The 21,064-nt window shown below is 64.0% G+C and carries 21 protein-coding genes; 10 read left to right on the top strand and 11 right to left on the bottom strand.

Annotated features, from left to right (window positions below; all coding sequences use genetic code 11):
* Positions 1–54: 54 nt before the first annotated feature.
* Positions 55–705, bottom strand: coding sequence for an energy transducer TonB (locus D3876_RS10735; RefSeq protein ID WP_119762067.1), 651 nt, complete (start codon positions 703–705; stop codon positions 55–57).
* A gap of 247 nt (positions 706–952) precedes the next feature.
* Here D3876_RS10735 and D3876_RS10730 point away from each other — a divergent pair, with 247 nt between their 5' ends.
* Positions 953–1,810: a hypothetical protein gene (locus tag D3876_RS10730; protein WP_238475328.1), complete on the top strand. Its 858-nt coding sequence runs from the start codon at positions 953–955 to the stop codon at positions 1,808–1,810.
* Here D3876_RS10730 and D3876_RS10725 read toward each other — a convergent pair.
* A complete protein-coding gene (locus D3876_RS10725) occupies positions 1,786–2,550 on the bottom strand; it encodes an SDR family oxidoreductase (protein WP_119762065.1) in 765 nt (254 codons plus the stop codon). The two genes, D3876_RS10730 and D3876_RS10725, sit on opposite strands and share 25 nt — an antisense overlap.
* The gene (locus D3876_RS10720; protein ID WP_119762063.1) at positions 2,547–2,918 is read right to left on the bottom strand and encodes a dihydroneopterin aldolase; all 372 of its coding nucleotides are present in this window, start codon (positions 2,916–2,918) and stop codon (positions 2,547–2,549) included. The genes D3876_RS10725 and D3876_RS10720 overlap by 4 nt, the downstream gene beginning before the upstream one ends.
* Positions 2,919–3,032: 114 nt before the next feature.
* On the opposite strand from D3876_RS10720, the gene D3876_RS10715 reads away from it, so the two are divergent.
* From D3876_RS10715 to D3876_RS10700, 4 genes are read left to right on the top strand one after another with little or no spacing between them, the layout of a single operon-like run.
* Positions 3,033–3,542: a GNAT family N-acetyltransferase gene (locus D3876_RS10715; protein ID WP_119763727.1), complete on the top strand. Its 510-nt coding sequence runs from the start codon at positions 3,033–3,035 to the stop codon at positions 3,540–3,542.
* A 44-nt stretch (positions 3,543–3,586) separates the two neighbouring features.
* Entirely contained in the window at positions 3,587–4,156 is a 570-nt protein-coding gene (locus tag D3876_RS10710) for a DUF1285 domain-containing protein (RefSeq protein ID WP_119762061.1), read from the top strand.
* Positions 4,153–4,755 (top strand): CoA pyrophosphatase, encoded by a 603-nt coding sequence (locus D3876_RS10705; RefSeq protein WP_119762059.1) that lies wholly within the window; start codon positions 4,153–4,155, stop codon positions 4,753–4,755. The genes D3876_RS10710 and D3876_RS10705 overlap by 4 nt, the downstream gene beginning before the upstream one ends.
* A 35-nt stretch (positions 4,756–4,790) precedes the next feature.
* Positions 4,791–5,960, top strand: a complete 1,170-nt coding sequence (locus D3876_RS10700) for a CCA tRNA nucleotidyltransferase (protein WP_119762058.1) — start codon at positions 4,791–4,793, stop codon at positions 5,958–5,960.
* On the opposite strand, the gene D3876_RS10695 is transcribed toward D3876_RS10700, so the two are convergent.
* The 3 genes from D3876_RS10695 to D3876_RS10685 form a co-directional block, all read right to left on the bottom strand.
* A complete protein-coding gene (locus D3876_RS10695) occupies positions 5,936–7,693 on the bottom strand; it encodes a putative bifunctional diguanylate cyclase/phosphodiesterase (protein ID WP_119762056.1) in 1,758 nt (585 codons plus the stop codon). The genes D3876_RS10700 and D3876_RS10695 overlap by 25 nt on opposite strands.
* 61 nt (positions 7,694–7,754) lie before the next feature.
* Positions 7,755–10,004 (bottom strand): DNA topoisomerase IV subunit A, encoded by a 2,250-nt coding sequence (gene parC, locus D3876_RS10690; RefSeq protein ID WP_119762054.1) that lies wholly within the window; start codon positions 10,002–10,004, stop codon positions 7,755–7,757.
* Between the two features lie 85 nt (positions 10,005–10,089).
* On the bottom strand, positions 10,090–11,031 hold the full coding sequence (locus tag D3876_RS10685) for a LysR substrate-binding domain-containing protein (RefSeq protein WP_119763725.1): 942 nt from the start codon (positions 11,029–11,031) through the stop codon (positions 10,090–10,092).
* A 122-nt stretch (positions 11,032–11,153) separates the two neighbouring features.
* Here D3876_RS10685 and D3876_RS20490 point away from each other — a divergent pair, with 122 nt between their 5' ends.
* Positions 11,154–11,321, top strand: coding sequence for a hypothetical protein (locus D3876_RS20490; protein ID WP_182911979.1), 168 nt, complete (start codon positions 11,154–11,156; stop codon positions 11,319–11,321).
* A gap of 157 nt (positions 11,322–11,478) precedes the next feature.
* Positions 11,479–12,006, top strand: coding sequence for a CAP domain-containing protein (locus tag D3876_RS10680; protein ID WP_119762053.1), 528 nt, complete (start codon positions 11,479–11,481; stop codon positions 12,004–12,006).
* On the opposite strand, the gene D3876_RS10675 is transcribed toward D3876_RS10680, so the two are convergent.
* Positions 12,003–12,944 (bottom strand): glutaminase, encoded by a 942-nt coding sequence (locus tag D3876_RS10675; protein WP_274378981.1) that lies wholly within the window; start codon positions 12,942–12,944, stop codon positions 12,003–12,005. The genes D3876_RS10680 and D3876_RS10675 overlap by 4 nt on opposite strands.
* Complete coding sequence (locus D3876_RS10670) at positions 12,937–13,395, bottom strand: hypothetical protein (protein WP_119762049.1); 459 nt, start codon at positions 13,393–13,395, stop codon at positions 12,937–12,939. Before D3876_RS10670 ends, D3876_RS10675 begins: the two co-directional genes overlap by 8 nt.
* Before the next feature lie 158 nt (positions 13,396–13,553).
* Here D3876_RS10670 and D3876_RS10665 point away from each other — a divergent pair, with 158 nt between their 5' ends.
* Both D3876_RS10665 and D3876_RS10660 read left to right on the top strand, forming a co-directional pair.
* Entirely contained in the window at positions 13,554–14,777 is a 1,224-nt protein-coding gene (locus tag D3876_RS10665) for a hypothetical protein (RefSeq protein ID WP_147417641.1), read from the top strand.
* Between the two features lie 183 nt (positions 14,778–14,960).
* Positions 14,961–16,172: a hypothetical protein gene (locus D3876_RS10660; protein WP_119762046.1), complete on the top strand. Its 1,212-nt coding sequence runs from the start codon at positions 14,961–14,963 to the stop codon at positions 16,170–16,172.
* Here D3876_RS10660 and D3876_RS10655 read toward each other — a convergent pair.
* From D3876_RS10655 to D3876_RS10645, 3 genes are all read right to left on the bottom strand, one after another.
* On the bottom strand, positions 16,149–17,642 hold the full coding sequence (locus D3876_RS10655; RefSeq protein WP_119762044.1) for a lipopolysaccharide biosynthesis protein: 1,494 nt from the start codon (positions 17,640–17,642) through the stop codon (positions 16,149–16,151). The genes D3876_RS10660 and D3876_RS10655 overlap by 24 nt on opposite strands.
* Before the next feature lie 91 nt (positions 17,643–17,733).
* Positions 17,734–18,501 carry a slipin family protein gene (locus D3876_RS10650; protein ID WP_119762043.1) on the bottom strand — a complete coding sequence of 256 codons (768 nt, stop codon included), beginning with the start codon at positions 18,499–18,501 and terminating at the stop codon, positions 17,734–17,736.
* A 4-nt stretch (positions 18,502–18,505) separates the two neighbouring features.
* Positions 18,506–19,849: an NfeD family protein gene (locus tag D3876_RS10645; protein ID WP_238475327.1), complete on the bottom strand. Its 1,344-nt coding sequence runs from the start codon at positions 19,847–19,849 to the stop codon at positions 18,506–18,508.
* 312 nt (positions 19,850–20,161) lie between these two features.
* Here D3876_RS10645 and purC point away from each other — a divergent pair, with 312 nt between their 5' ends.
* Positions 20,162–20,941 (top strand): phosphoribosylaminoimidazolesuccinocarboxamide synthase, encoded by a 780-nt coding sequence (gene purC / locus D3876_RS10640; protein WP_119762039.1) that lies wholly within the window; start codon positions 20,162–20,164, stop codon positions 20,939–20,941.
* Positions 20,942–21,064 lie beyond the last annotated feature (123 nt).

The raw sequence follows: 21,064 nt of genomic DNA, 5'->3' as shown, positions 1-21,064 counted from the left end.
TACTTTCCTCTCAAATTAAGACTGCAAAAACGCGGATGGCACAATTGTCCGGGATCAATCCTTGGGCAGGCGCCAGGTGACGCGCTGGGTCTTGGTCTCGGCAATCTTGGCACCACCTGCATCTTCAGCAGGACGGTAACGGAAGCGACGCAGGATGAGCTTGCAGGTTTCGGCGTCCAGAATGGATGAGCCACTCGACCCTGTCACATCGCAAGCACTGACACGCCCGTCTGCACCCACCGTGAAACGCACGGTCGTCGTTCCGGCGTCACCCGCACGCACCGCTGCGGGCGGATAGTCGGCGTCCGAAATCGAACCGCCACGTTGCTCGGCCTTCTTGGCGACGCGCGGCGGAGCCGGCGGCGGTGGTGGCGGAGCAGCGACGGGTGCCGGGGTGAACACCGGCGGGGCGACTGCCTGGGTCTGGATGATCGGGGGCGGAGCCACATTGGTCTGCACGATCGGCGGAGGTGACACGACCGGCGGTGGTTCAATGGGCTTGTCCGGCGGCGGTGGCGGCGGCTCTTCCTCGGGTGGAGGCGGTTCATCCTCGACGTCGAAGACGTTCAGATCCTCAGCCGCCTTCTTGACCACGTTATAGGCCAGTCCGGTGACGAAGGCGTATCCGAGTACCGCGTGCAGAAGCGCGACGATAACGATCGCGATCGTGCGGCTCGAACCTTGCGATCTATCAGCATAAGCCATTCAGAAACGATACTCCCTCTATTCACATAACGGAGCGGAGCGCGCCTCCGACCTCCTGCGTCGGAATCGCCTGTGACCCGCTCTGCCACGATTTATTGTATCTTAAGGCAGAACTGTGTCTCTATCGCCACACTTGTGCCGACGCAATTGCTTTGTTTCCCCGCCGGCCCCAGTGCCCCGACAGGCGCTCCATCTTGGGTTAAGACACACGTCGCCAAAGCCTCTAGAGACGGGTTATGGAGCCTTTATGACAATATGGAAACTTGTCGCGGCGTTGGCCGCTACCGCCGCGGTTTTTCCCGCAAATTCAACCGCTCAACCGGTTGCTGCATCGCCACAATACAGCTATGCCGATCTGGCGGACCTGGCCGATGCGGCGCCCGTGGTGCTCGATGCCCGCATCCGTGATGCGATTCGTCTCGAAGGCGCGCAAGCTACCAACCTGCCCGCCAGCAAAGCGCGTTTCTATGTCGAGGCCGATGTGCTGGCGCTGATTCGCGGCGCCGGAGGCAGTCCGGCAAAAATCAGCTATGTGGCCGACGTTCCGCTCGATGCCCGCGGGCGGGCGCCAAAGCTGAAGAAATCAAGGGTCTTGCTGCTTGCGCGCCCCGTGTCCGGACAAGCCGGAAGCCTTCAGCTCGTCGCACCCGACGCGCAGTTGGCGTGGAGCGAATCGACGGATGCGCAGCTCCGCGCGATTCTCACCGAGCTTACTGCACCCGATTCGCCGCCCAGAATTACGGGAGTCGGCGGCGCGTTCCACACCGCAGGCACGCTTCCGGGCGAAGGCGAGACGCAGATCTTCCTCAGCACGCAAACGGGGGATCCGATTTCAGTCATCGTGCTGCGCCGGCCGGGTCAGGCGCCACGCTGGGCGGTTGCGCTCGGCGAGATCGTTGATGAGGCGGCGCGCCCGCCCCAGCCCGGTACGCTGCTCTGGTACCGCCTGGCCTGTTCGCTGCCCGCCCGGTTGCCCGCGCAGAATCTCGAGTCGCTCGACGCAACACAGGCCGAAATCGCTCAAGCCGATTATCGCCTCGTCCGCGAAGGCCTTGGCCGCTGCGTTCGCACGCGCGCGGCTCAGCCTTCCTCTGCGCCCAGATAGATGAAGTCGCGTTCGAACGCGGCGAGATTGGCGCCGCCGTCGACATAGATCACCTGCCCCGTGGTCGCGCGCGCGCGCGCCAGATAGAGCACGGCGTCGGCAATATCGTCCGGGTCGGGCAGTAGCCCGAGCGGCATCTCGGCCCGGATCGCCGTCATTTGCGCGGGCAGATAATCGTCGGTGGGCAAGGTCAGTCCTGGCGCGACACCGCAAACCCGGGCGTGGGGCGCGAGCGCGCGTGCAAGCATCTCGGTCGCGCCCGCAAGCGCCAGCTTGGATATCGTGTAGCTCGCCTGATCGCCGCCGGGATGACGGATCCGCTGGTCGAGGATGTTGATGATGACCGCCGGTTCGCCCTCGGCGGCGCGCGCCGCGACCTCGCGTGCGAGCAACGCGGGTGCAGCGGTATTGACGGTGAAATGCGCGGTTAGCGTGTCGAGCGTCATGGTGGCGACATCGTCGTCGCCAAAAATCGAGGCATTGTTGACGAGCAACGTCGGCGCCGCACCAAAGTGATCGATCACTTGTCCGACGAGCGCGGCGAGCTGGTTTTGATCCGCCAGATCTGCGGCGAAGCCATGCCACGCGCTGCCCGATCGCTCCAGCCGCGCCAGCAGCGGCGCATCGGGCTCGGCCGCGTGACGGCCGTGCAGTGCGATGGCCCAGCCCGCCTCGGCCAGCCGCGCCGAGATGGCGGCACCGACCCGGTGGCAACCGCCGGTGACCAGCGCGAGCTTCACTTGCGGTGCCTCGTCAGCGAAATGCCGATCGATTCATTGCCCTCGGCGATCGCGATCTTGACGATGTCCACGCGCACGCGCCGCACGCGCGCATCCTGAATGAACAGCGTGTCGCAAATATGCTCGGCGACCGCTTCGACCAGCGTGAAGTGCACGCCCTGGGGCAGCGCCGTCATCGCGGCATGCTTCAGATCCATATAGTTCTTGGACGCAGTCAGCGGCGTGTCGGGATCGAAGCGCGCGGGACAATCGAGGTCCACACGCACCGAGATACGCAGCGGCTGCGGCAGATGCGTTTCCTCCGAATAGATGCCCGTGAGGACGGGCACTTCGAGATCGAGCACCTGCAATTGAAGCGTGTCTTCCATCAACTCTCTTCCGCGTCGCGCGCTCGGCCATCCGATTCGCGCTTTTCATCAGCGGCGAAACCGCTAAAGCGCCTCGCGCCCAAGGTCCATCACGCACTCGGAAAGGAACAGCCTGTGGCAGAGATCGTGCCACTGCAGCGCATTCCTGATGTGGCGGTGGAAAAATTGCTCGACGACGCCTTTGGAGCCGACCGGTTCGGGCGCACCGCCTATCGGTTGCGCGCGGGGACGCACGTGATCGAGGAACTGAGTTTCGCGGTTGTGGGTGATGATGGCGGCCTGCTCGGCTCGATTCAGTGCTGGCCCGTGATGATCGCGCGCGAAGACGGCACCGTAGATCCGCTGGTGATGCTGGGCCCCGTCGCGGTCGAGCCCGAGGTTCAGCAGGGCGGGATCGGCAAGGCGTTGATGCGCGCGACGCTCGCCGCTTGGGAGACGGGGGATTTCCCCGCGCTGATGATGATTGGCGACCCCGAATATTATGGCCGTTTCTTCGGCTTCTCCGCCGAAGAAACGCGCGAATGGGTGATCGACGGCCCCGTAGAGCGCCATCGGCTGCTCGCGCTCGCCCGGAACGGCAGCGCCGTACCGCGTACCGGACGGATCGTGCCACGACCCGCATGATGCGCTTTGCGCTCGGGCGCAGCTTCGCCTAATCGAAGCCGACCATGCCGATGCTCCCGCCCCCCGACGACCTCACCCGCCTGTCGCTCGCCGAGGTCGCGAAGCTGGCTGACGAACGTCGGTTACCGCCGGTCGCGAGCTGGAACCCGACGCATTGCGGCGACAGCGAGATGCGGATCGCGCGCGACGGCACCTGGTTTCATCAAGGCTCACCGATCGGCCGTCCGGCGATGGTGCGATTGTTTTCGAGCATTTTGCGGCGCGAGCCCGATGGCGGCTATGTGCTCGTCACCCCCGTTGAAAAGCTCGACATCGAAGTCGAGGATGCCCCGTTTGTCGCAGTCGAGGTGAAAATCGATGGCGCAGGCCGCGACGCAATGCTGGGCTTTCGGCTGAACACCGGCGATATCGTCCTGGCCGGCCGCGATCATCCGGTCCGCTTCGCGGCAACGGCCGATGGCCCGCACCCCTATCTGAGCGTGCGCGGTGGACTCGAGGCGCTGCTCGCTCGGTCCGTCTGGTACGAACTCGCCAATCTTGCGCTGACCAATGGCTCCGAACCGCCGGGTCTGTGGAGCAACGGCGCCTTCTTCCCACTGGAGCCCGCGCCATGATCCTTGCCGAAAAGCTGCGCCATGCGCTGGCGCGCGGCCACACCGATTCGCCGATCCTTTTGATGGGGGACGATCGCGACGCGCTGATCGGTACGAACGAGGTGCTGGTGCCCGCAGCCGTGCTGATCGCGGTCACCGATCGTGCCGATCCCGGCGTGATCCTGACGCAGCGGCCCGAGACGATGCGCAGCCATGCCGGTCAGATCGCCTTTCCGGGCGGCCGGATAGATCCCGGCGACAATGGCGCGATAGATGCGGCGCTGCGCGAGGCGGAGGAGGAAATCGCCCTGCCTCCCGATGTGGTGACGGTGATCGGCACAATCGACCGTTATCGGACGATCACCGGCTATCAGGTCACGCCCGTCATCGGCGTCGTGCCGCCCGACCTTCCGCTCGTGGCCAATTCGGCGGAGGTAACTGAATGGTTCGAAGTTCCGCTTTCCTTCCTGCTCGAACCCGCCAACCATATGGAACAGGCGGTCGAATGGCAGGGGCGCGAGCGGCATTATTACGAGATCAACTATGAGGGCCGGCGCATCTGGGGCGCGACTGCCGCAATGATCGTCAACCTGGCGCGGAGGATCATTTGGGCGGACTGATTCTTCCCGACGCGCAATGGCAACACCGTGAAGGTATGGTCCCACTGCTCGACGCGCTCGATGCGGACGATGGCCAAGCGCGTTTCGTCGGTGGCGCAGTGCGCGACACGCTGCTCGGGCACGAAGTGCAGGACGTCGACATTGCGACGCGCATGCGCCCCGATCAGGCGATGCAGCGGATGCGCGCCGCCCGGATCAAGGTGGTGCCAACGGGGATAGACCACGGCACGGTGACCGCGATTCTGCCCGGCGGCCCGATCGAGGTGACGACGCTGCGCCGCGACGTTTCGACCGATGGTCGCCGCGCCACCGTCGCCTTTTCGGATGACTGGCGCGAGGACGCCGCACGGCGCGACTTCACGATCAACGCGCTCTATGCCGACCCGGCGAGCGGCGAGATCTTCGACTATTTCGGCGGCGCCGAAGACCTTGCCGCGGGGCGCATCCGCTTTATCGGCGACGCGCTGACACGGATCGCCGAGGATCATCTGCGCATCCTGCGTTTCTTCCGCTTCCATGCACGCTTTGGCACGGGCGCGCCCGACACGTCGGCGCTTGCCGCCTGCCGCGCGCGCGCGCGCGATCTGATGGCGCTTTCGCGCGAGCGCATTGCTGACGAATTGTTGAAACTGCTTGGACTTCCCGATCCCGCGCCGACGATCGCGCTGATGATCGAGGCCGACATATTCAGCGCGATCATTCCCGAGATCGGACCGGACTCGCTTGTCCGCCTAAAAAGCCTGATCAGCAACGAGCGCGAGGCGGCCATTGCGTCCGATGCGCTGCGTCGACTGATTGCGCTGGTTCCCGCAAATGCGGACAAGGCCGATGCGATCGCCGCGCGATTGAAGCTCTCGAACGCGCAGCGCAAACGGATCGGAATTGCGCTCGGCGCGGATGAATGCAGGCCGCGCGAACTCCTTTATCGCTGGGGGGCGGTTTCAGCGACGGACCGGCTGCTGCTTTCGCAACTTCCCGCCGACGAGATCGTCGCCCAGGTGAAGCTGGTCAACACGGCGGAACGGCCCCGGATGCCGATCGGCGGCGGCACGCTTGTGGCGCGTGGGCTGGTGGCGGGTCCCGTTGTCGCGAAAGCGTTGCAGGAGGTAGAGCGTCGCTGGATAGACGAGGACTTCCCCGACGCAGCGCGCATATCGGCGATCGCCGATGATGTCGTGGCTCAGGCGTTGCGTTCGCGCAAATAGGTGTAGGCCGCATCGCCATCGAGCGGTCCCGAATAGTGAAAGCCCTGCCCCATCGCGCACCCCAGCGCGGCAAGCGTGCGCGACAGTTCGATCGATTCGACGCCTTCGGCGGTCGTCTTGAGCCCGAGCGCATCGGCCAGCGAAAGGATGGCGCGGACAATCGCGACCTTGTTCTTGTCCTCGAGCATACCCGTGATGAAGCTTCGGTCGATCTTGAGAATGTCGAGCGGCAGGCGCTGCAGATAGGCAAGACTGGAATAGCCCGTGCCGAAATCGTCGACCGCGATCGACGTGTCGAGTTCCTTGAGCGCATCGAGCACGCGCACCGCGCGCTCGGGATCGGCGATGACCGCGCTTTCGGTGAGCTCGAGCGTGAAGCGCGAACCTTCAATACCAGCGCTCCCGAGCGCGGAGGCTACTGCCGACGCGACATCGTCGCGCGCTAGCTGGATAGCGGAAAGGTTGACGCTGACCTTGACCGGCAGCGGCCCACCTGCGCGCAGATCCCAGCCGGCAAGCGTTCGTGCCGCTGCATCGAGCGCCCAGCGTCCGAGCGGCACGATAAGCCCCGATTCCTCCGCGACAGGGATGAAATCGGTCGGCGAAATCTCGCCATGTTCCTCGTCCTGCCAGCGCGCGAGCGCTTCGAAACCGGCGACGCGGTCATTTGAAAGATCGATCAGTGGCTGAAAGGCGAGATGCAGCCGATTGCCCTCCACCGCGCGACGCAACTCCGTTTCCAGGCTGAAACGCCTGCGCGCCATGTTGAACGCGGTGGGCTGATATATTTCGGTCTTTCCCGTCTCCTTGGCGCGCTTGAGCGCGAACTGGGCGTGGCGGACGAGCTTTTCAACGTCACCCACGCTTTCGTTCATCAGCGCGCAGCCGATCGAACATTCGACGCGGATTTCAAGGTCGGTGAGGCGAAAAGGCGCCGACAGCACGTCCTGGACGCGTCGCGCGATATGCAGCGCATCGCCCGGGCCGTCGACGATCCGGATGAGGATACCAAATTCGTCGCCACCGATCCGCGCCAGCCTGTCGCCTGCGCGCAGCGCCTGCACCAGCCGTCGCGCCACGGTGATGATGAGTTCGTCACCCGCCATCGGCCCGACACACTCGTTGATCCGGCTGAAGCGAACGAGGTCGACAATCAGCACCGCAAAATGCTGTTCAGGGTCCGCTGACGCCTGTTCGAGCAGTTCGGTGAAGCCCGCACGGTTGGGCAGGCCGGTCAGGCTGTCGGACAGCATTTCGCGCCGCAGGTTTTGTTCAGTCTGCAGTTCGGCGGTACGGTCGAGCAAGCTCAGCATGCAGCGCGCGCCCGAGACATCGGTTTCGGCGAGTCGCGCCAGCCGAACCGCGAAATGACGGCCAGCGATCATGTCGCCATCCTGCCAGTCGAAGTCGCTATGCGCGTCGCCACTGATCAGAAACTCGAAGACCCGATCGCCCAGCGCATTGCGATCGAGCAGCGTCTCGCCCGAGCGTGCCTTGCCCGTCACCGGCCTGCTCAATTGCTGGAAGGCTGCGTTGCTGCATTCGACGAAGCGACCGCGCGGCCCGACGCCCACGACTGCAGCCGCAATCGGCAAGGCATCGAGGTAGTGCTGGCGCGCCTCGACAAAGGCGGGAAGATGCTCGGAAACCGACAGGCGTAGCGTCGTGAGAGGCGGTTTCCCGCTCTCCCTTCCGGAAGGCTTGAGCCTGTTTCGATCGATCGCGACGCCCATGCGCCGACCGGGTTACGCCGCGGAAGGTAAATTTACTGTAAAATCGAGGTCGAAAACGCCGTCAGTCGAACCGATTGTCGCGAGGGAATCCGGTCGGCGGCATCCGCCCGGCGGCGCCGCGCGCCACCCTCCAGGGTGTCAAATCCGCCTCGGTCCGCGTCCGTCCGGTTTCACCGCCCATCGCCCAGCTCAGGCCGTCCTCGAATCGGAAGGCAACTGCGTCGGATAATCCGCCATCACGGTAGCGCTGAAGCGCCACGCCCTGTCCCCGGCCCATCTCGGGAAGCTCTCCCAGCGGAAAGACCACGAGCTTGCGATTCTCGCCGATCGCCGCGACATAATCCGCATTCGCCGGAATTGGCCGGACAATTTTCAGCTTCGCGCCTGGCCTGACGTTGACGAGCTGCTTGCCCTTGCGTGTTTCCGCGACCGCATCGGCGACCGCCGCCACGAAGCCGCGGCCATCCGAGGACGCCACCAACAGCTTGCCGCCCGGCGTTCCTGGCAGCACGACGATGATGCCGGTTTCATTCTCCATGTCGATCATCAGCCGTACTGGTTCGCCAAAGCCGCGTCCGCCCGGAAGCTTGTCGGCGGCAAGCGTGTAGAATCGGCCATTGTCGGCGGCGAGCAGGATCTTGTCGGTGGTCTGCGCATGAAAGGCGTGTGCTGGGCCATCGCCTTCCTTGAACTTGAGCGCGTCGGCGGAGGAAAGGTCGATATGCCCCTTCATCGCACGGATCCAGCCGCGCTGCGACATGATGACGGTGATCGGTTCGCGCTCGACCATCGCCTCGAGCGGGATTTCGCGCGCGGGCGCGGCTTCTTCGATCAGCGTCCGACGACGGCCGAGCGCGGTTTCGGGGCCATAGCGCTCGCGCAGCTTGCCAAGATCGCGCTTAAGATGCGTGCGCTGGCGCGCGGGGCTTTCGATCAGCGCGGCGAGCGTCTTGCGCTCGGCGTCCAGTGCCTCGCGCTCCTTCTTGATCTCCATTTCCTCGAGCCTGCGCAAAGAACGCAGCCGCATGTTGAGGATCGCCTCGGCCTGGCGGTCATTCAGACCGAATTCGGCCATCATCACGGGCTTGGGCTCGTCTTCGGTGCGGATGATCTCGATGACGCGATCGAGGTTGAGATAGGCGATCAGATAGCCGTCGAGCAATTCGACGCGGTCGTCGATCTTCGCCAAACGATGCTGCGAACGGCGGACGAGGACATCGATCTGGTGCTCGAGCCAGTGGGTGAGCACGTCCTTCAGGCTCATCACACGCGGCGTGCGGCTGGCATCGAGCACGTTGAGGTTGAGGGAAATGCGGGTTTCGAGCTCGGTCAGCCGGAACAGGCTTTCCATCAGCATCTCAGGCTCCACCGTGCGGCTGCGCGGTTCGAGGACGATGCGGATCTCCTCGTCCGATTCGTCGCGAATGTCGGCGAGAATCGGAAGCTTCTTGTCGTTGATAAGCTGCGCGATCTGCTCGATCAGCTTGGATTTCTGAACCTGATACGGAATCTCGGTGACGACCGCGACCCAGGTGCCCCTGCCCTCGTCCTGCTTTTCCCAACGTGAGCGCACGCGAAAGCCGCCGCGGCCCGTCGCATAGGCATCAGCAATGGCCGACGCACTGTCGACCACGATGCCGCCCGTGGGAAAATCGGGGCCCTTCACATATTCGAGCAGTTGCGCATTTTCGGCCGCGGGCTGGTCGATCAGCAGCATCGCCGCGTCGATGAGTTCGGCAGCGTTGTGCGGAGGGATGTTGGTCGCCATGCCCACCGCGATCCCGCTCGCGCCATTGGCGAGCAGATTGGGGAAGAGCCCGGGCATCACCTCAGGCTCTTCATCCTCGCCATTATAGGTCGGGCGGTAGTCGACCGTGCCCTCGTCGAGCCCCGCCATCAGGTCGATGGCAACCGGCGTCAACCGCGCCTCGGTGTAGCGATAAGCGGCGGCGTTATCGCCGTCGATATTGCCGAAATTGCCTTGTCCGTCGACGAGCGGGTAGCGCAGCGAGAAGGTCTGCGCGAGACGGACCATCGCGTCATAGACCGACTGGTCGCCATGCGGGTGGTATTTGCCGATCACGTCGCCGACGACGCGCGCGCATTTCTTGTAGCCCGAAGCGGGATCGAGCCGCAGCAGCCGCATCGCCCAGAGCAGGCGGCGGTGGACGGGCTTCAAGCCGTCGCGGACATCGGGAAGAGACCGCGCGGTGATCGTCGAGAGAGCGTAGACGAGATAGCGTTCGGAGAGCGCGCTATCGAAAGGATGGTCAACAGTCTGGTCGAACGGGTCGGTGAATTCAGTGGCCATATGCGCTGGGATAGCAGGCTGGAGTCACCGCGCAATCCACTCGTGCGCAGAAACGCCGTCATCAGGCGCGGCCCGGATGCTCAGATCAGGCGTCGGCGACCAGGTCAGCCGGCGGGGTGAAGATGCCGTGCAGATCATCGGCCGCGTCGACGCGCATCTCCGCCTCGATCCATGCGCGGAAAGCCTTGATCTTGGGCGCGTTGCGCTTGTGCGGTGGATAGACCAGCCAGTACATGCCCCGCCCCCAGGCGAGATCTGGCAGCGGCTGAACGAGACGGCCGCTTCGCAGCTCATTGCGCCAGAGCGCGAAATTGAGGATCGCGACGCCATGCCCTGCGATCGCGGCGTTGCCCTCGAGCAATTGCGAATCCAGCCGTAGCGCGGTGCGCGGTGCTTCAACCGCTGCGCCCGCGCCCGTCTGCTCGGCCCAGCGCCCCCACCAGATATCGTCGGACGACAGCCGTGGCAGCGCCAGGATGTCAGCGGGCGCGCGGACCGGCGGATGGCGGGCGAGGAATTCGGGGCTGGCGAGCGGCGCGATCGGCACGCGCATCAGAAAATGTGAGACCAGACCCGGCCAGGGCGTGGCGCTGTTGCGGATGGCCACATCGACCTCGTCGCGCGCGAAGTCGACGACATGATCGTCGGTATGAAGCCGAACCGCGAGCCCCGGGCGCTGCATCTGGAAAGCGCCGAGTCTCAGCGCGAGCCAGTTCTGCGCGAAGGTGTTGGAACAGCTTATCGTCAACACCGACTCATTGTCGGTGCGTGCGATCGCGAAGGCGTCGTCGATGCCATCGAACGCGCTCGAGATCAGCGGCGCGATGCGCTTGCCCGTTTCGGTCAGCAGCACCTGGCGCTTGACGCGGTGGAACAGCGAAGTTCCGATCCGCTCTTCCAATAATTTCACCTGATAACTGACCGCCGCCTGGGTCATCCCGAGCTCCTCGGCGGCTTTTGTGAAATTTCCATGACGGGCAGCAGCTTCAAACACCCTGACCGCGGCGAGTGGTGGCAGTTTTCGCATGACCTCTATCATAAGGCAAACTTATCAACTTGAGGCAAGCATTTGTTGGCGCCCACCCCCGCGATCGGGCATTCAGGCGGTGCGAGAACGAACCGCACCCCAAAGCAAATTGGAGCATAGCCATGTTGCGCGACGAATTCGAAGGTCGCCTGTGGGCCGACCATCATCACATCCTTTCCGAACAGGCCGCAGCGCTGTTCGCAGACACCGCGCTTGTCTTCCGGCGCCTGACCGCACGGCTCTACGATGCGCCATGGCAGCGCAGCGAGAACAAGCCGCGCCCCAACTGACGCCCCCGCCGGGCGGGCATGCCCCTTACATCGCCCGCCCGGCACCCCCATGGCGTGCGCGCTATAGTTATCGCCGGGTTCACCACACCCTCAAACCTCTTCGTCACTGACATTCGTCAATGCTGATCCGCTCTGAAGCGAACAGACGGACGGAATCATGTTTCGGCGAAACAGGCTGTACCGGGGGGTACGGATCGCGGCGTTGATGGCGTCAGCGGGTGTTCTGGCCGGCGCGTCGCTTCCCAGCCTTGAACAGCGACTACTCTACACGCACAACGCCGAACGCGCGACGGAGGGACTTCCCGCAATGCGCTGGGACGCAGGGCTTGCCGCCGACGCGGCGGCATGGGCACGTCACCTGGCCGCGAGCGGCAGGTTCGATCATTACGAGGAATTCTCCGACGATCCCGATGCCCAGGGCGAAAACCTGTGGATGGGCACGCGCGGCGCCTTTGCGCCCGAAACGATGGTCGGCCATTGGATCGAGGAAAAGCGGAACTTCAAACCCGGGACCTTCCCGAACAACAGCAGGACCGGCGACCTCGCGGACGTCGGCCATTACACGCAGATCATGTGGCGCGACACCGGCAGCGTCGGTTGCGCGATCGCCAAAAACGCCGAGGACGAATATCTGGTCTGCCGTTACGCAGCCACGGGCAACGTAATCGGCGAGCGGCCCTTCTAGGCCGACAGTCCCCCGTTAAACACAGACCAGCCGGTCGCCTCGGCGAGGCGTTCGAGGGCGCGGCTGCCGAGGAGAGAATTGCCGCGTTCGTTGAGGCCGGGCGACCAGACCGCGATCGAGGCCTTGCCCGGCACGATGCCAAGGATGCCGCCGCCGACACCCGATTTGCCCGGAATGCCGACGCGGAAGGCGAACTCGCCCGAGCCGTCATAATGGCCGCAGGTGAGCATGAGTGCGGTGATCCGGCGCGCACGGGCGGCCGAGATAACATGCCGCCCGGTGCCGGGATGCACGCCGTCGGCGGCGAGATAACGCCCCGCCATGGCAAGCTGGCGACAGCTCAGCGCGAGCGCGCACTGGTTGAAATAGACATTGAGCACGTCGTGGACGGCGTTGTTGAGGTTGCCGAACGCCTTCATGTAATTGGCAAGCGCGAGGTTGCGGAAGCCCGTATCGGCCTCGGATCCGGACACTTCGATGTCGATCTCGACCGCTTCGTCTTCGGCGAGGAAGCGCACGAAACGCAGCAGCTCTCCGATCACGCTCAGTGGCTGGCCGCGTTCCAGCACCGCGTCGGCGACCACGATCGCGCCTGCATTGATGAAGGGGTTGCGCGGGATGCCGTGCTCGAATTCGAGCTGGACGATCGAATTGAACGCCGAGCCCGAGGGTTCGCGCCCCACGCGACGCCAAAGCGCATCGCCAAGCTTGCCGAGCGCGAGCGTCAGCATGAACACCTTGGAAATGCTCTGGATCGAAAAGGACGTCTCGGCCTCGCCCGCCATGAAGCGGCGGCCGTCAGCGGTGACGACCGCGATGCCGAAGCTACTCGGCTCGACACGAGCGAGCGCCGGAATATAGTCGGCAGCTTTGCCGCGCTCCTCAACCGCCGCCATCTCGGCGGCGATCGCATCGACGACTTTCTGAAGGTCAGCCACGCCCGCGCAGTTCGGGCGGCAGTTCCAGTCCCTCGCGCTCGTCGTCCCAGATGCAGTGCATGATCCACCAGCGACTGCCATCGTCATAGAGGTGGAGCATGTTGAGCCCACGCTTGATCAGATCGGTGGAGTCGGGCGCGGGGCGCGCCTCATAGGCCGAGAAAACCTGCGCTATGTTGCCGAAGCGGAAGACCTTGCGCGCGATTTCCATCTCGTAGAACGCCATATTGGCAAGCAATGCCGAAGCATTGGCGCGATAGGAGTCGAGATCGAAGGTGAGCGCAATCGGCTTACCATGCTCGTCGAGCCGCGTGCGCACCATGCGCGCATCGGGATGAAACAACGCTTCGGACAAGGACCAGTCCTGACCGCCGGGCGGCCCTGAGACCGACGCGTAAAAGGCATCGAAAATCTGGTCGAGATCGTGCAAGTCTATCGCCGCTGTGGCCATGCCTGTCCTCCCATGTTCAGCCGCCAAGCGATAAGCCCGATGGTGATGAAGGCAAGCGCCGAGCCGCACTTTGCTCAGCCATGCGCAAAAGTTTCGACAGATCGCGCGAGTTGCTTCATGTTATGGACACCGGCGGCTGTCGAGACGAGGCTGAGGCCATGGAGAGTTTGCGCGTAAGGCTCACTGAAAGCCGTTCACCCGGGATGGTGCGCAGAACCGCATATTTCGATCATTCCAGTATCTGGTGGGACATCGAGGGGCCCGAGAACGTCCTTCCCGGTCCGCTGGTGCGTCACGACGTCGCGGCCACCGCACTGATTTTCAAGGCGATGGAGACGGGGCGCAATCTGCACATCGAGGGTCCGGTTTCGCGATCGCTGCTGGCGGCTCTTGAGGAACTCGTGGTTTGCTGGGTGCTCTGGCGTCCCGATCTCTATGCCCCGGTCAGTGTGAGCGCCGACACCGAACTCGATGACGCGCCAAGCGTCAGCCATCCGCAGACCGCGATCTCCGCCTGTTCGGGAGGTGTCGACGGCTCGTTCACGATCTGGCGCCATTTCAAAGCACGCGCGAACCGCAGCAGTCGCAAGCTTGGCGCCGCGCTCTTCGTCCATGGGCTCGACATTCCCCTGGCACGACAGGCTGAGTTCGACGATGCCTTCGCCAGCGCCGCCGACACGCTACGCTCGATCGATCTGCCGCTCGTCAAGATGCGGACCAACTGGCGCGAGCTGGGATCAAGGACGTGGCAGATGGATTTCGGCGCGGGGCTATCGTCGTGCCTGCGCCAATGGCAGGGAACATATGATTCAGCGCTGATCGGATCGGGAGAGGACTATGCCCATCTCGTCTTTCCGTGGGGATCGAATCCGATCACCTTTGCGATGCTCTCATCGCCCGAATTCGAGGTGGTCTGGGACGGCGGCGGCTTCGGGCGAACGGCCAAGCTGGAAGCGATCAGCGATTGGCCCGAAGCGCTGTCCAACCTGCGCGTATGCTGGCAAAACGCATCCGAAAGCGCGAATTGCGGGCGGTGCGAAAAATGCGTGCGGACCAAGCTCAACTTTCGCGCGCTGGGACTGGATTTGCCGCCCTTGCTCGCAGGCGAGCCGACGCTGACGCAGATCGCGACGCTGCGCGCAAGCAACGCCGTCAAGGTGGACCAGCTTCAGGACATCGTCGACCATTGCCGAATGCGCGGAAACGCCCTGCCCGGCTGGGCACGCGCGGTGCAGGTCTCGATCGCGTGGAACGTTGTGCTCAATGCGGGAAAGCGGACCAAGCAGATGCTCTTTCCCCGCGCACGTCGAAAGTCGGGGACCACCAAACCATCCTTGGCCGTTGCGACGGCAGATCAAACGGACCCGGCTGGTGTCGGGTAATATGATCACCCCGCTGACCGGGATCAACCGCTTCCGGCCAGCGCATCGGGAAATACCGTGCATGATCCACAGCCCGTTCCATCGTCATAGAGATGCCGCATGTTGGCGCGATCGTGGTGCAGCGACGATTCGATGCTCTGTCCGCTTGTGAACGTCAGACGAACTTCCTGGTGAACCGCACCTATGGAGAGGATCAACGCCAGACTTGCCGAGGTGCGTTCCCCGCAGCGGGTGCGGCGCATTGCTTCGTTCGACCAGACCGAGATCTGGTGGGAGATTGAGGGGCCGCCGGCGGCGCTGCCGGAACCGCTCGGACGCCACGACCTCGCCGCGACCGCCCTCATCTTCAAGGCCATGGAGGCCGGCCGGGACTTGCACATCGAGGGACCGGTCTCGCGGTCGCTGTTGGCCAGTCTCGAAGAGTTCGTCGTCTGCTGGACGCTGTGGCGGCCCGACCTCTACAAAGCGGTAAGGATAAGTGCCGACGCTGAATGCCCCGACACGCCAAATGGCGTTCGATTTCCTCGTCTCGCGATTGCCGCCTGCTCGGGCGGTGTCGACAGCTCGTTTACGATCTGGCGCCACATTACCGGGCAGGCGTCCAGAAACACTCGCGAGCTGGGCGCGGCGCTGTTCGTCCACGGGCTCGATATTCCGCTGGCGAACGAGCAACAATATGAGGACGCTTTCGCCGCTGCTGCAGATACGATGGCATCGGTCAATGTGCCGCTGGTCAAGATGCGGACCAACTGGCGGGACGTTGCCTCAACGGTCTGGCAGATGGAATTCGGGGCGGGCCTGTCGACCTGCCTCCGCCACTGGCAAGGCTCATTTGGCACCGCCCTGATCGGCTCCGGTGAAGACTATGCCCATCTCGGCCTTCCCTGGGGGTCGAACCCGATCACCTTCGCGATGCTCTCATCCCGAGACTTCGAAATCGTTCTGGATGGCAGCGGATTTGGCAGGACCGCAAAGGTTCAGGGGATCGGGGAATGGCCCGAATCCCTGGCCAACCTGAGGGTCTGCTGGCAGAACGCATCGTCGACCGCAAATTGCGGACGGTGCGAAAAATGCGTGCGGACCAAGCTCAACTTCAAGGCCGTGGGGCTGACACTCCCACCTTCGCTGGCCGGAGAGCCGACAATCCGGCAAATCCTTTCCTTGCGCGCACGCAATGCGATGCAGGTCTTTCAGTTGCAGGACATCTTGAACTTTTCGAAGGCGAAGGGAGGCATCGCCCCCTGGGGCCGGGCCATGCAGTTCGCGATTGCGTGGAACTATCTGCTCAATCTGGTCAAGCGGGTAAAGACGCGCCTTTTCGGCTCACGCTGGTCGAAGCGCCGCCGAGCCGAGATGAAATCGCGCGGCGCGTCATCCCCGGGTTCCGGTGAATAGCTTGCTGAGCCCGGTGCCGACAAGTTGCTGGATCTCGCGCTCTGGACCATCGGGTCTTCCCGCCACCAACCATAGCGCGAATGTGGCCGCGACATAGCTGAGACCGCCGACCAGCACCAGCACCGCGATCTCCGCTACGAGTTGGACCGGGCTTCGATCGTGCACGAAGAAGCGCCCGACCGCCCAAAGCGCGGCGCTCATCACGATCACCGCGACGAAGCAGCGCAGATTGGCAGCGAGCTGCGCCCGGACCGGCAGCGCGATCAGCCGTCTGACCATGCGCATGTTGATCATGGTCGCGATCAAGCCGGTGAGCACGCGCGCATAGATCACGCCTTGAAGCCCCGCGAAATACATGCCGGCCATGATCAATGGTACGCGCACGAAGAACGACTGCGTGTCGCGGACGAACAGCAGCCTGGTCGCACCGAGCGACATGCCGAGCGGCACGACCTGCGACCCGAGTGTCTGCACCGCGATGATTGCGGCCAGAGTCTCTATCACGGGGACGACGGGCAGCCATTTTTCGCCCATGGCCAGCAGCACGAGCGGTTCAGCGATCATCGCCATACCGACGCCCATCGGCAATGCGATCGCGGTCACGACGGCCTGCGCGCGCTGATAGGCGCGGCGCAGGCGCTCCCGATCATGCGCGAATTTGGTGAACGCGGGAAACAGCGTCTGGGTCAGCGGCAGCGTCGCCTCGCGCGTCGGTGTTGTCGAGAGGTTGCTACCGACGGTGTAATATCCGAGCGCCGCGCTCCCCAGAAACTTGCCGACCAGCAACTGATCGAAGCGCCAGTTGATCGTGTTGATCGCTTGACTGAGCGCGAGCCAGGCCGAGAACGACCAGAGTTCTCGCGCATGCTTCAGCGTAGGTCGCGGTAGGAAGGGCAGCACTGTGTAGGAGATGATCACCTGCGCCAACTGGCCCGCGATCGTTCCCGCGACCAGCGCCCAATAGCTTTTGTAGATCACCGCCACCGCGACCCCGACGATCACGCCGATCAGCTTCTGCGAGACGTTGAGCACGAAGTCCTGCCAGAAGATCAGCTCCTTTTGGAGCATGATCCGTCGTGGATTGGCGAGGCCGCTCAGGAAGATGCTGAAGGCGAGCGCGTACATGATGTTGGCAAGCCTTGCATCGCCATAGAACACAGCCGCCGCCGGGCCCGCTGCCGCGAACAAGCCGCCGAGCAGCAGCCCCCGCAGCATGTTGAGCGTCCAGGCGGTGTGGAAGTGGTCGCGGTCGGGTTTGCGGTGATGGACGAGCGCTTGCGCGAGCGAGAGGTTGGTGAACGATTGCAGGATCAGCAGCATCGTCATGCCGAGTGCCACCAGCCCGAAATCGGATGGCAACAGCAGCCGCGCCAGCACGATCGTCGACAGGAAGCCCAGCGCACCGACAAGACCGCGCGACGCGCTGATCCACATACTTCCACGCGCCAGACGCGCCGAGAGGTTCTGCACAGCCGCTTCCCGATCCGCTGACGCCAACGCAGGAACGGCCTAGTTGGTACGCGCCCGGGACGCAACCATCATCGGGCGGGCGCGGCGCGCCTTACCCCTTGCCCTCCTCGCCTCGCCCTTTCAGGAACCGCCCGAACTCAATCGGGAACGGGAAGACGATCGTCGAATTCTTCTCGGCGGCGATCACATTGAGGCTGCTGAGGTAGCGAAGCTGCATCGCCTCGGGGCGCTTCGACAGGATTACGGCCGCCTCGAGCAGCTTGGCGGCGGCCTGCTGTTCCCCTTCCGCATTGATGACCTTGGCGCGGCGTTCGCGTTCGGCTTCGGCTTGCCTTGCGATCGCGCGGACCATCGTCTCGTTGATGTCGACATCCTTGATCTCGACATTGGCGACCTTGATCCCCCAGGGATCGGTGCGCGTATCCAGTATCTCCTGGATATCGCTGTTGAGCCGGTCGCGCTCGGCGAGCATCGTGTCGAGTTCATGCTTGCCGAGCACCGAACGCAGCGTCGTCTGCGCAAGCTGGCTGGTCGCTCCGAGGAAATCCTCGACCTGAATGATCGCGCGCTCGGGATCCATGATGCGGAAATAGATGACCGCATTGACGCGCACGGAGACATTGTCGTGGCTGATCACGTCCTGCGGCGGCACGTCGAACACCACCACGCGCAGATCGGTGCGCACCATCTGCTGGACCATCGGCACGAGCAGGATGAGTCCGGGGCCCTTGACCCCCGTAAAGCGGCCCAGTGTGAAGATCACGCCGCGCTCATATTCGCGCAGCACCTTGATCGCGGAGGCGAGGAACAGCAGCAATAGAACGATCAGCGGCAGGTAGAAGGCGATTTGCGGGATCATCTTGCTATCCTCCGGTCGGCGGTGGATCGGGCTCGACATGGAGCGTCAGCCCGTCGAGAGAGGTGACGCGGACGCCCTGCCCCTTGCCAAGCCGCGCAGTGCCACTCGCCCGCCAGCGCTCACCATGCGCGAACACATGGCCTTCGCCGCCCTTCCAGTCGTCGACGACGCCGCGCACGCCGACCATCTCCTCGCGTCCGCTCACCACTCGCGCGCCGCGCGAAAGCAGCGCGAGCCGCGCGACCAACAGCACGAAGAGCAGGCTCGCGACAGTAATCGCGGCAATGGAAGACCATGAGATCCGGAAGCCCGGAACATCGGTATCGATGAGGATTGTCGCGCCCAGTGCGATCGCAACCACCCCTCCCAGCCCCAGCGTCCCGAACGAGGCGACATACATCTCGGCGATCAGCAGCCCGATGCCGAGCGCGATGAGCGCAAGCCCTGCGAAGTTCACGGGGAGCGCAGCCAAAGCATAAAGCCCGGTCAGCAGGCAGATCGCGCCGATCGTGCCGGGCGCGAAAAAGCCGGGATTCATGAACTCGAAGATCAGCCCGTAAATGCCGACCATCATCAGGATCAGCGCGACATTGGGGTTGGTGATCGCGCTCAACAATTCGGTGCGCCAGTCGGGCCGGACCTCCTCTATGCCAAGGCCGTGCGTGGCGAGCGTGACGGTGTTTCCAGCAGCGCTGACGGTGCGACCGTGGAGCTGCGCGAGAAGATCCTGGACGCTCTTCGCCTCGATATCGATCACGCGTTCCCTGAGCGCGGCACTGGCGGACAGGCTCGCGGCCTCACGCACCGCCTTTTCGGCCCAGTCCGCATTGCGGCCGCGCAGCTCTGCGAGCGAGCGGATATAGGCGGCGGCATCGTTGATAGCCTTGGCATCCATCGCGCTGCGCGAGGTGCTGGCCTTGTCCTTCGCCTTGTCGTCAGCCGCGGGCTTCGGCTGCTCTTCACCGGGCGTCGGCACGCCGCCGATTTGCACTGGGGTCGCCGCGCCAACATTGGTGCCCGGCGCCATTGCCGCGACATGGCTCGCATAGAGCAGGAAAGCGCCCGCGCTCGCCGCGCGCGCGCCGCTCGGGCTGACATAGATCACGACGGGCACAGGCGAGGCGAGAATGTCGCGGATCATCGCGCGCATCGAGGTGTCGAGCCCGCCCGGCGTGTCCATCCGCACGATCACCAGCGGCGCCTTGCGTTCGGCCGCCCTGCCCAGCGCGCGCGCGAGATAGTCCGCGCTCGCCGGACCAATCACGCCATCGAGATGCAGCACGATCGCGGGGCCGCCCCGCGGCTGCCCCGCAGCGGGCACGCAGAAAACCACGGCCAATGCAACCAACAGGATCGCCAACCAATGGCCGTAACGGCGGTGTAAATCGGATCGCGATGCCCTCGGCATCGTTCCTGCTCCTCCTGGGCCCGTCGCCCGAGGCATTCAGAGCGGCTATCCTATCACAAAGTCAGTCGATTGTCCGGTTGGACCTCCGGGTACGACGATCGGCAAGGCGTGATGCTGCAGCCGCTGCCCAGGCCTGAGTCCATCAATTGCCTATGCCCGGTGATTCGGTTATAGGCGCAGCCCTCTTCCCGCCCCGGCATGCGCACCCTATCTTTGCGCTGCCGGGGCATCGACTTTCAGGGGTATGTGTAGATGGCACGCCGCCGCCAGATCTATGAGGGCAAGGCCAAGATCCTCTATGAGGGGCCTGAGCCCGGAACGCTCATCCAGTATTTCAAGGACGACGCCACTGCGTTCAACGCGCAGAAGAAGGGCACGATCAGCGGCAAGGGCGTGCTCAACAACCGGATTTCCGAGCATATCTTCACGCTGCTCGGCAATATCGGCATTCCCACGCACTTCATCCGTCGCCTCAACATGCGCGAGCAGCTCATCCGCCAGGTCGAGATCGTTCCGATCGAGGTGGTGGTGCGTAACGTCGCCGCGGGCTCGCTGACCAAGCGCCTCGGCATCGAGGAAGGCACGCAGCTCCCGCGCACGATCATCGAATATTACTACAAGGACGATGCGCTCGGCGATCCGATGATCGCCGACGAGCACATCGCCTGCTTCGGCTGGGCGAGCCAGGAAGAGATGCACGACATCGCCGACATGGCGATCCGCGTGAACGACTTCATGTCGGGCCTGTTCGCGGGCATCGGTATCCGGCTGGTCGACTTCAAGCTCGAGTTCGGCCGCATCTGGGACAACGACTATGCGCGCGTCATCCTGGCCGACGAGATCAGCCCCGACGGCTGCCGCCTGTGGGACATGACGACCAACGAAAAGCTCGACAAGGACCGCTTCCGCCGCGATCTGGGCGGCGAGGTCGAAGCCTACCAGGAAGTGGCGCGTCGTCTTGGCTTGCTGCCCGAAGAGGCCGATACTTCGGTGCTGGATCTGGAAAAGCACCGCAAGAAGCGGGGCAAGTAACAAAAATTGTCCGCTCATCCTGAGTAGAGACCGAGCCTGGCGAGGGGTGAACAGGTCGGATTGTCCCCCGGACAATCCTGAAACATGCCGGGGGCGTGTTTCACCTGTTCACTATCGAAGGAC

Source organism: Sphingomonas cavernae, from assembly GCF_003590775.1.
Lineage (GTDB): Bacteria > Pseudomonadota > Alphaproteobacteria > Sphingomonadales > Sphingomonadaceae > Sphingobium_A > Sphingobium_A cavernae.
Note: the sequence above shows the minus strand (reverse complement) of the source record. Positions and strands in the feature narration are given on the sequence as shown.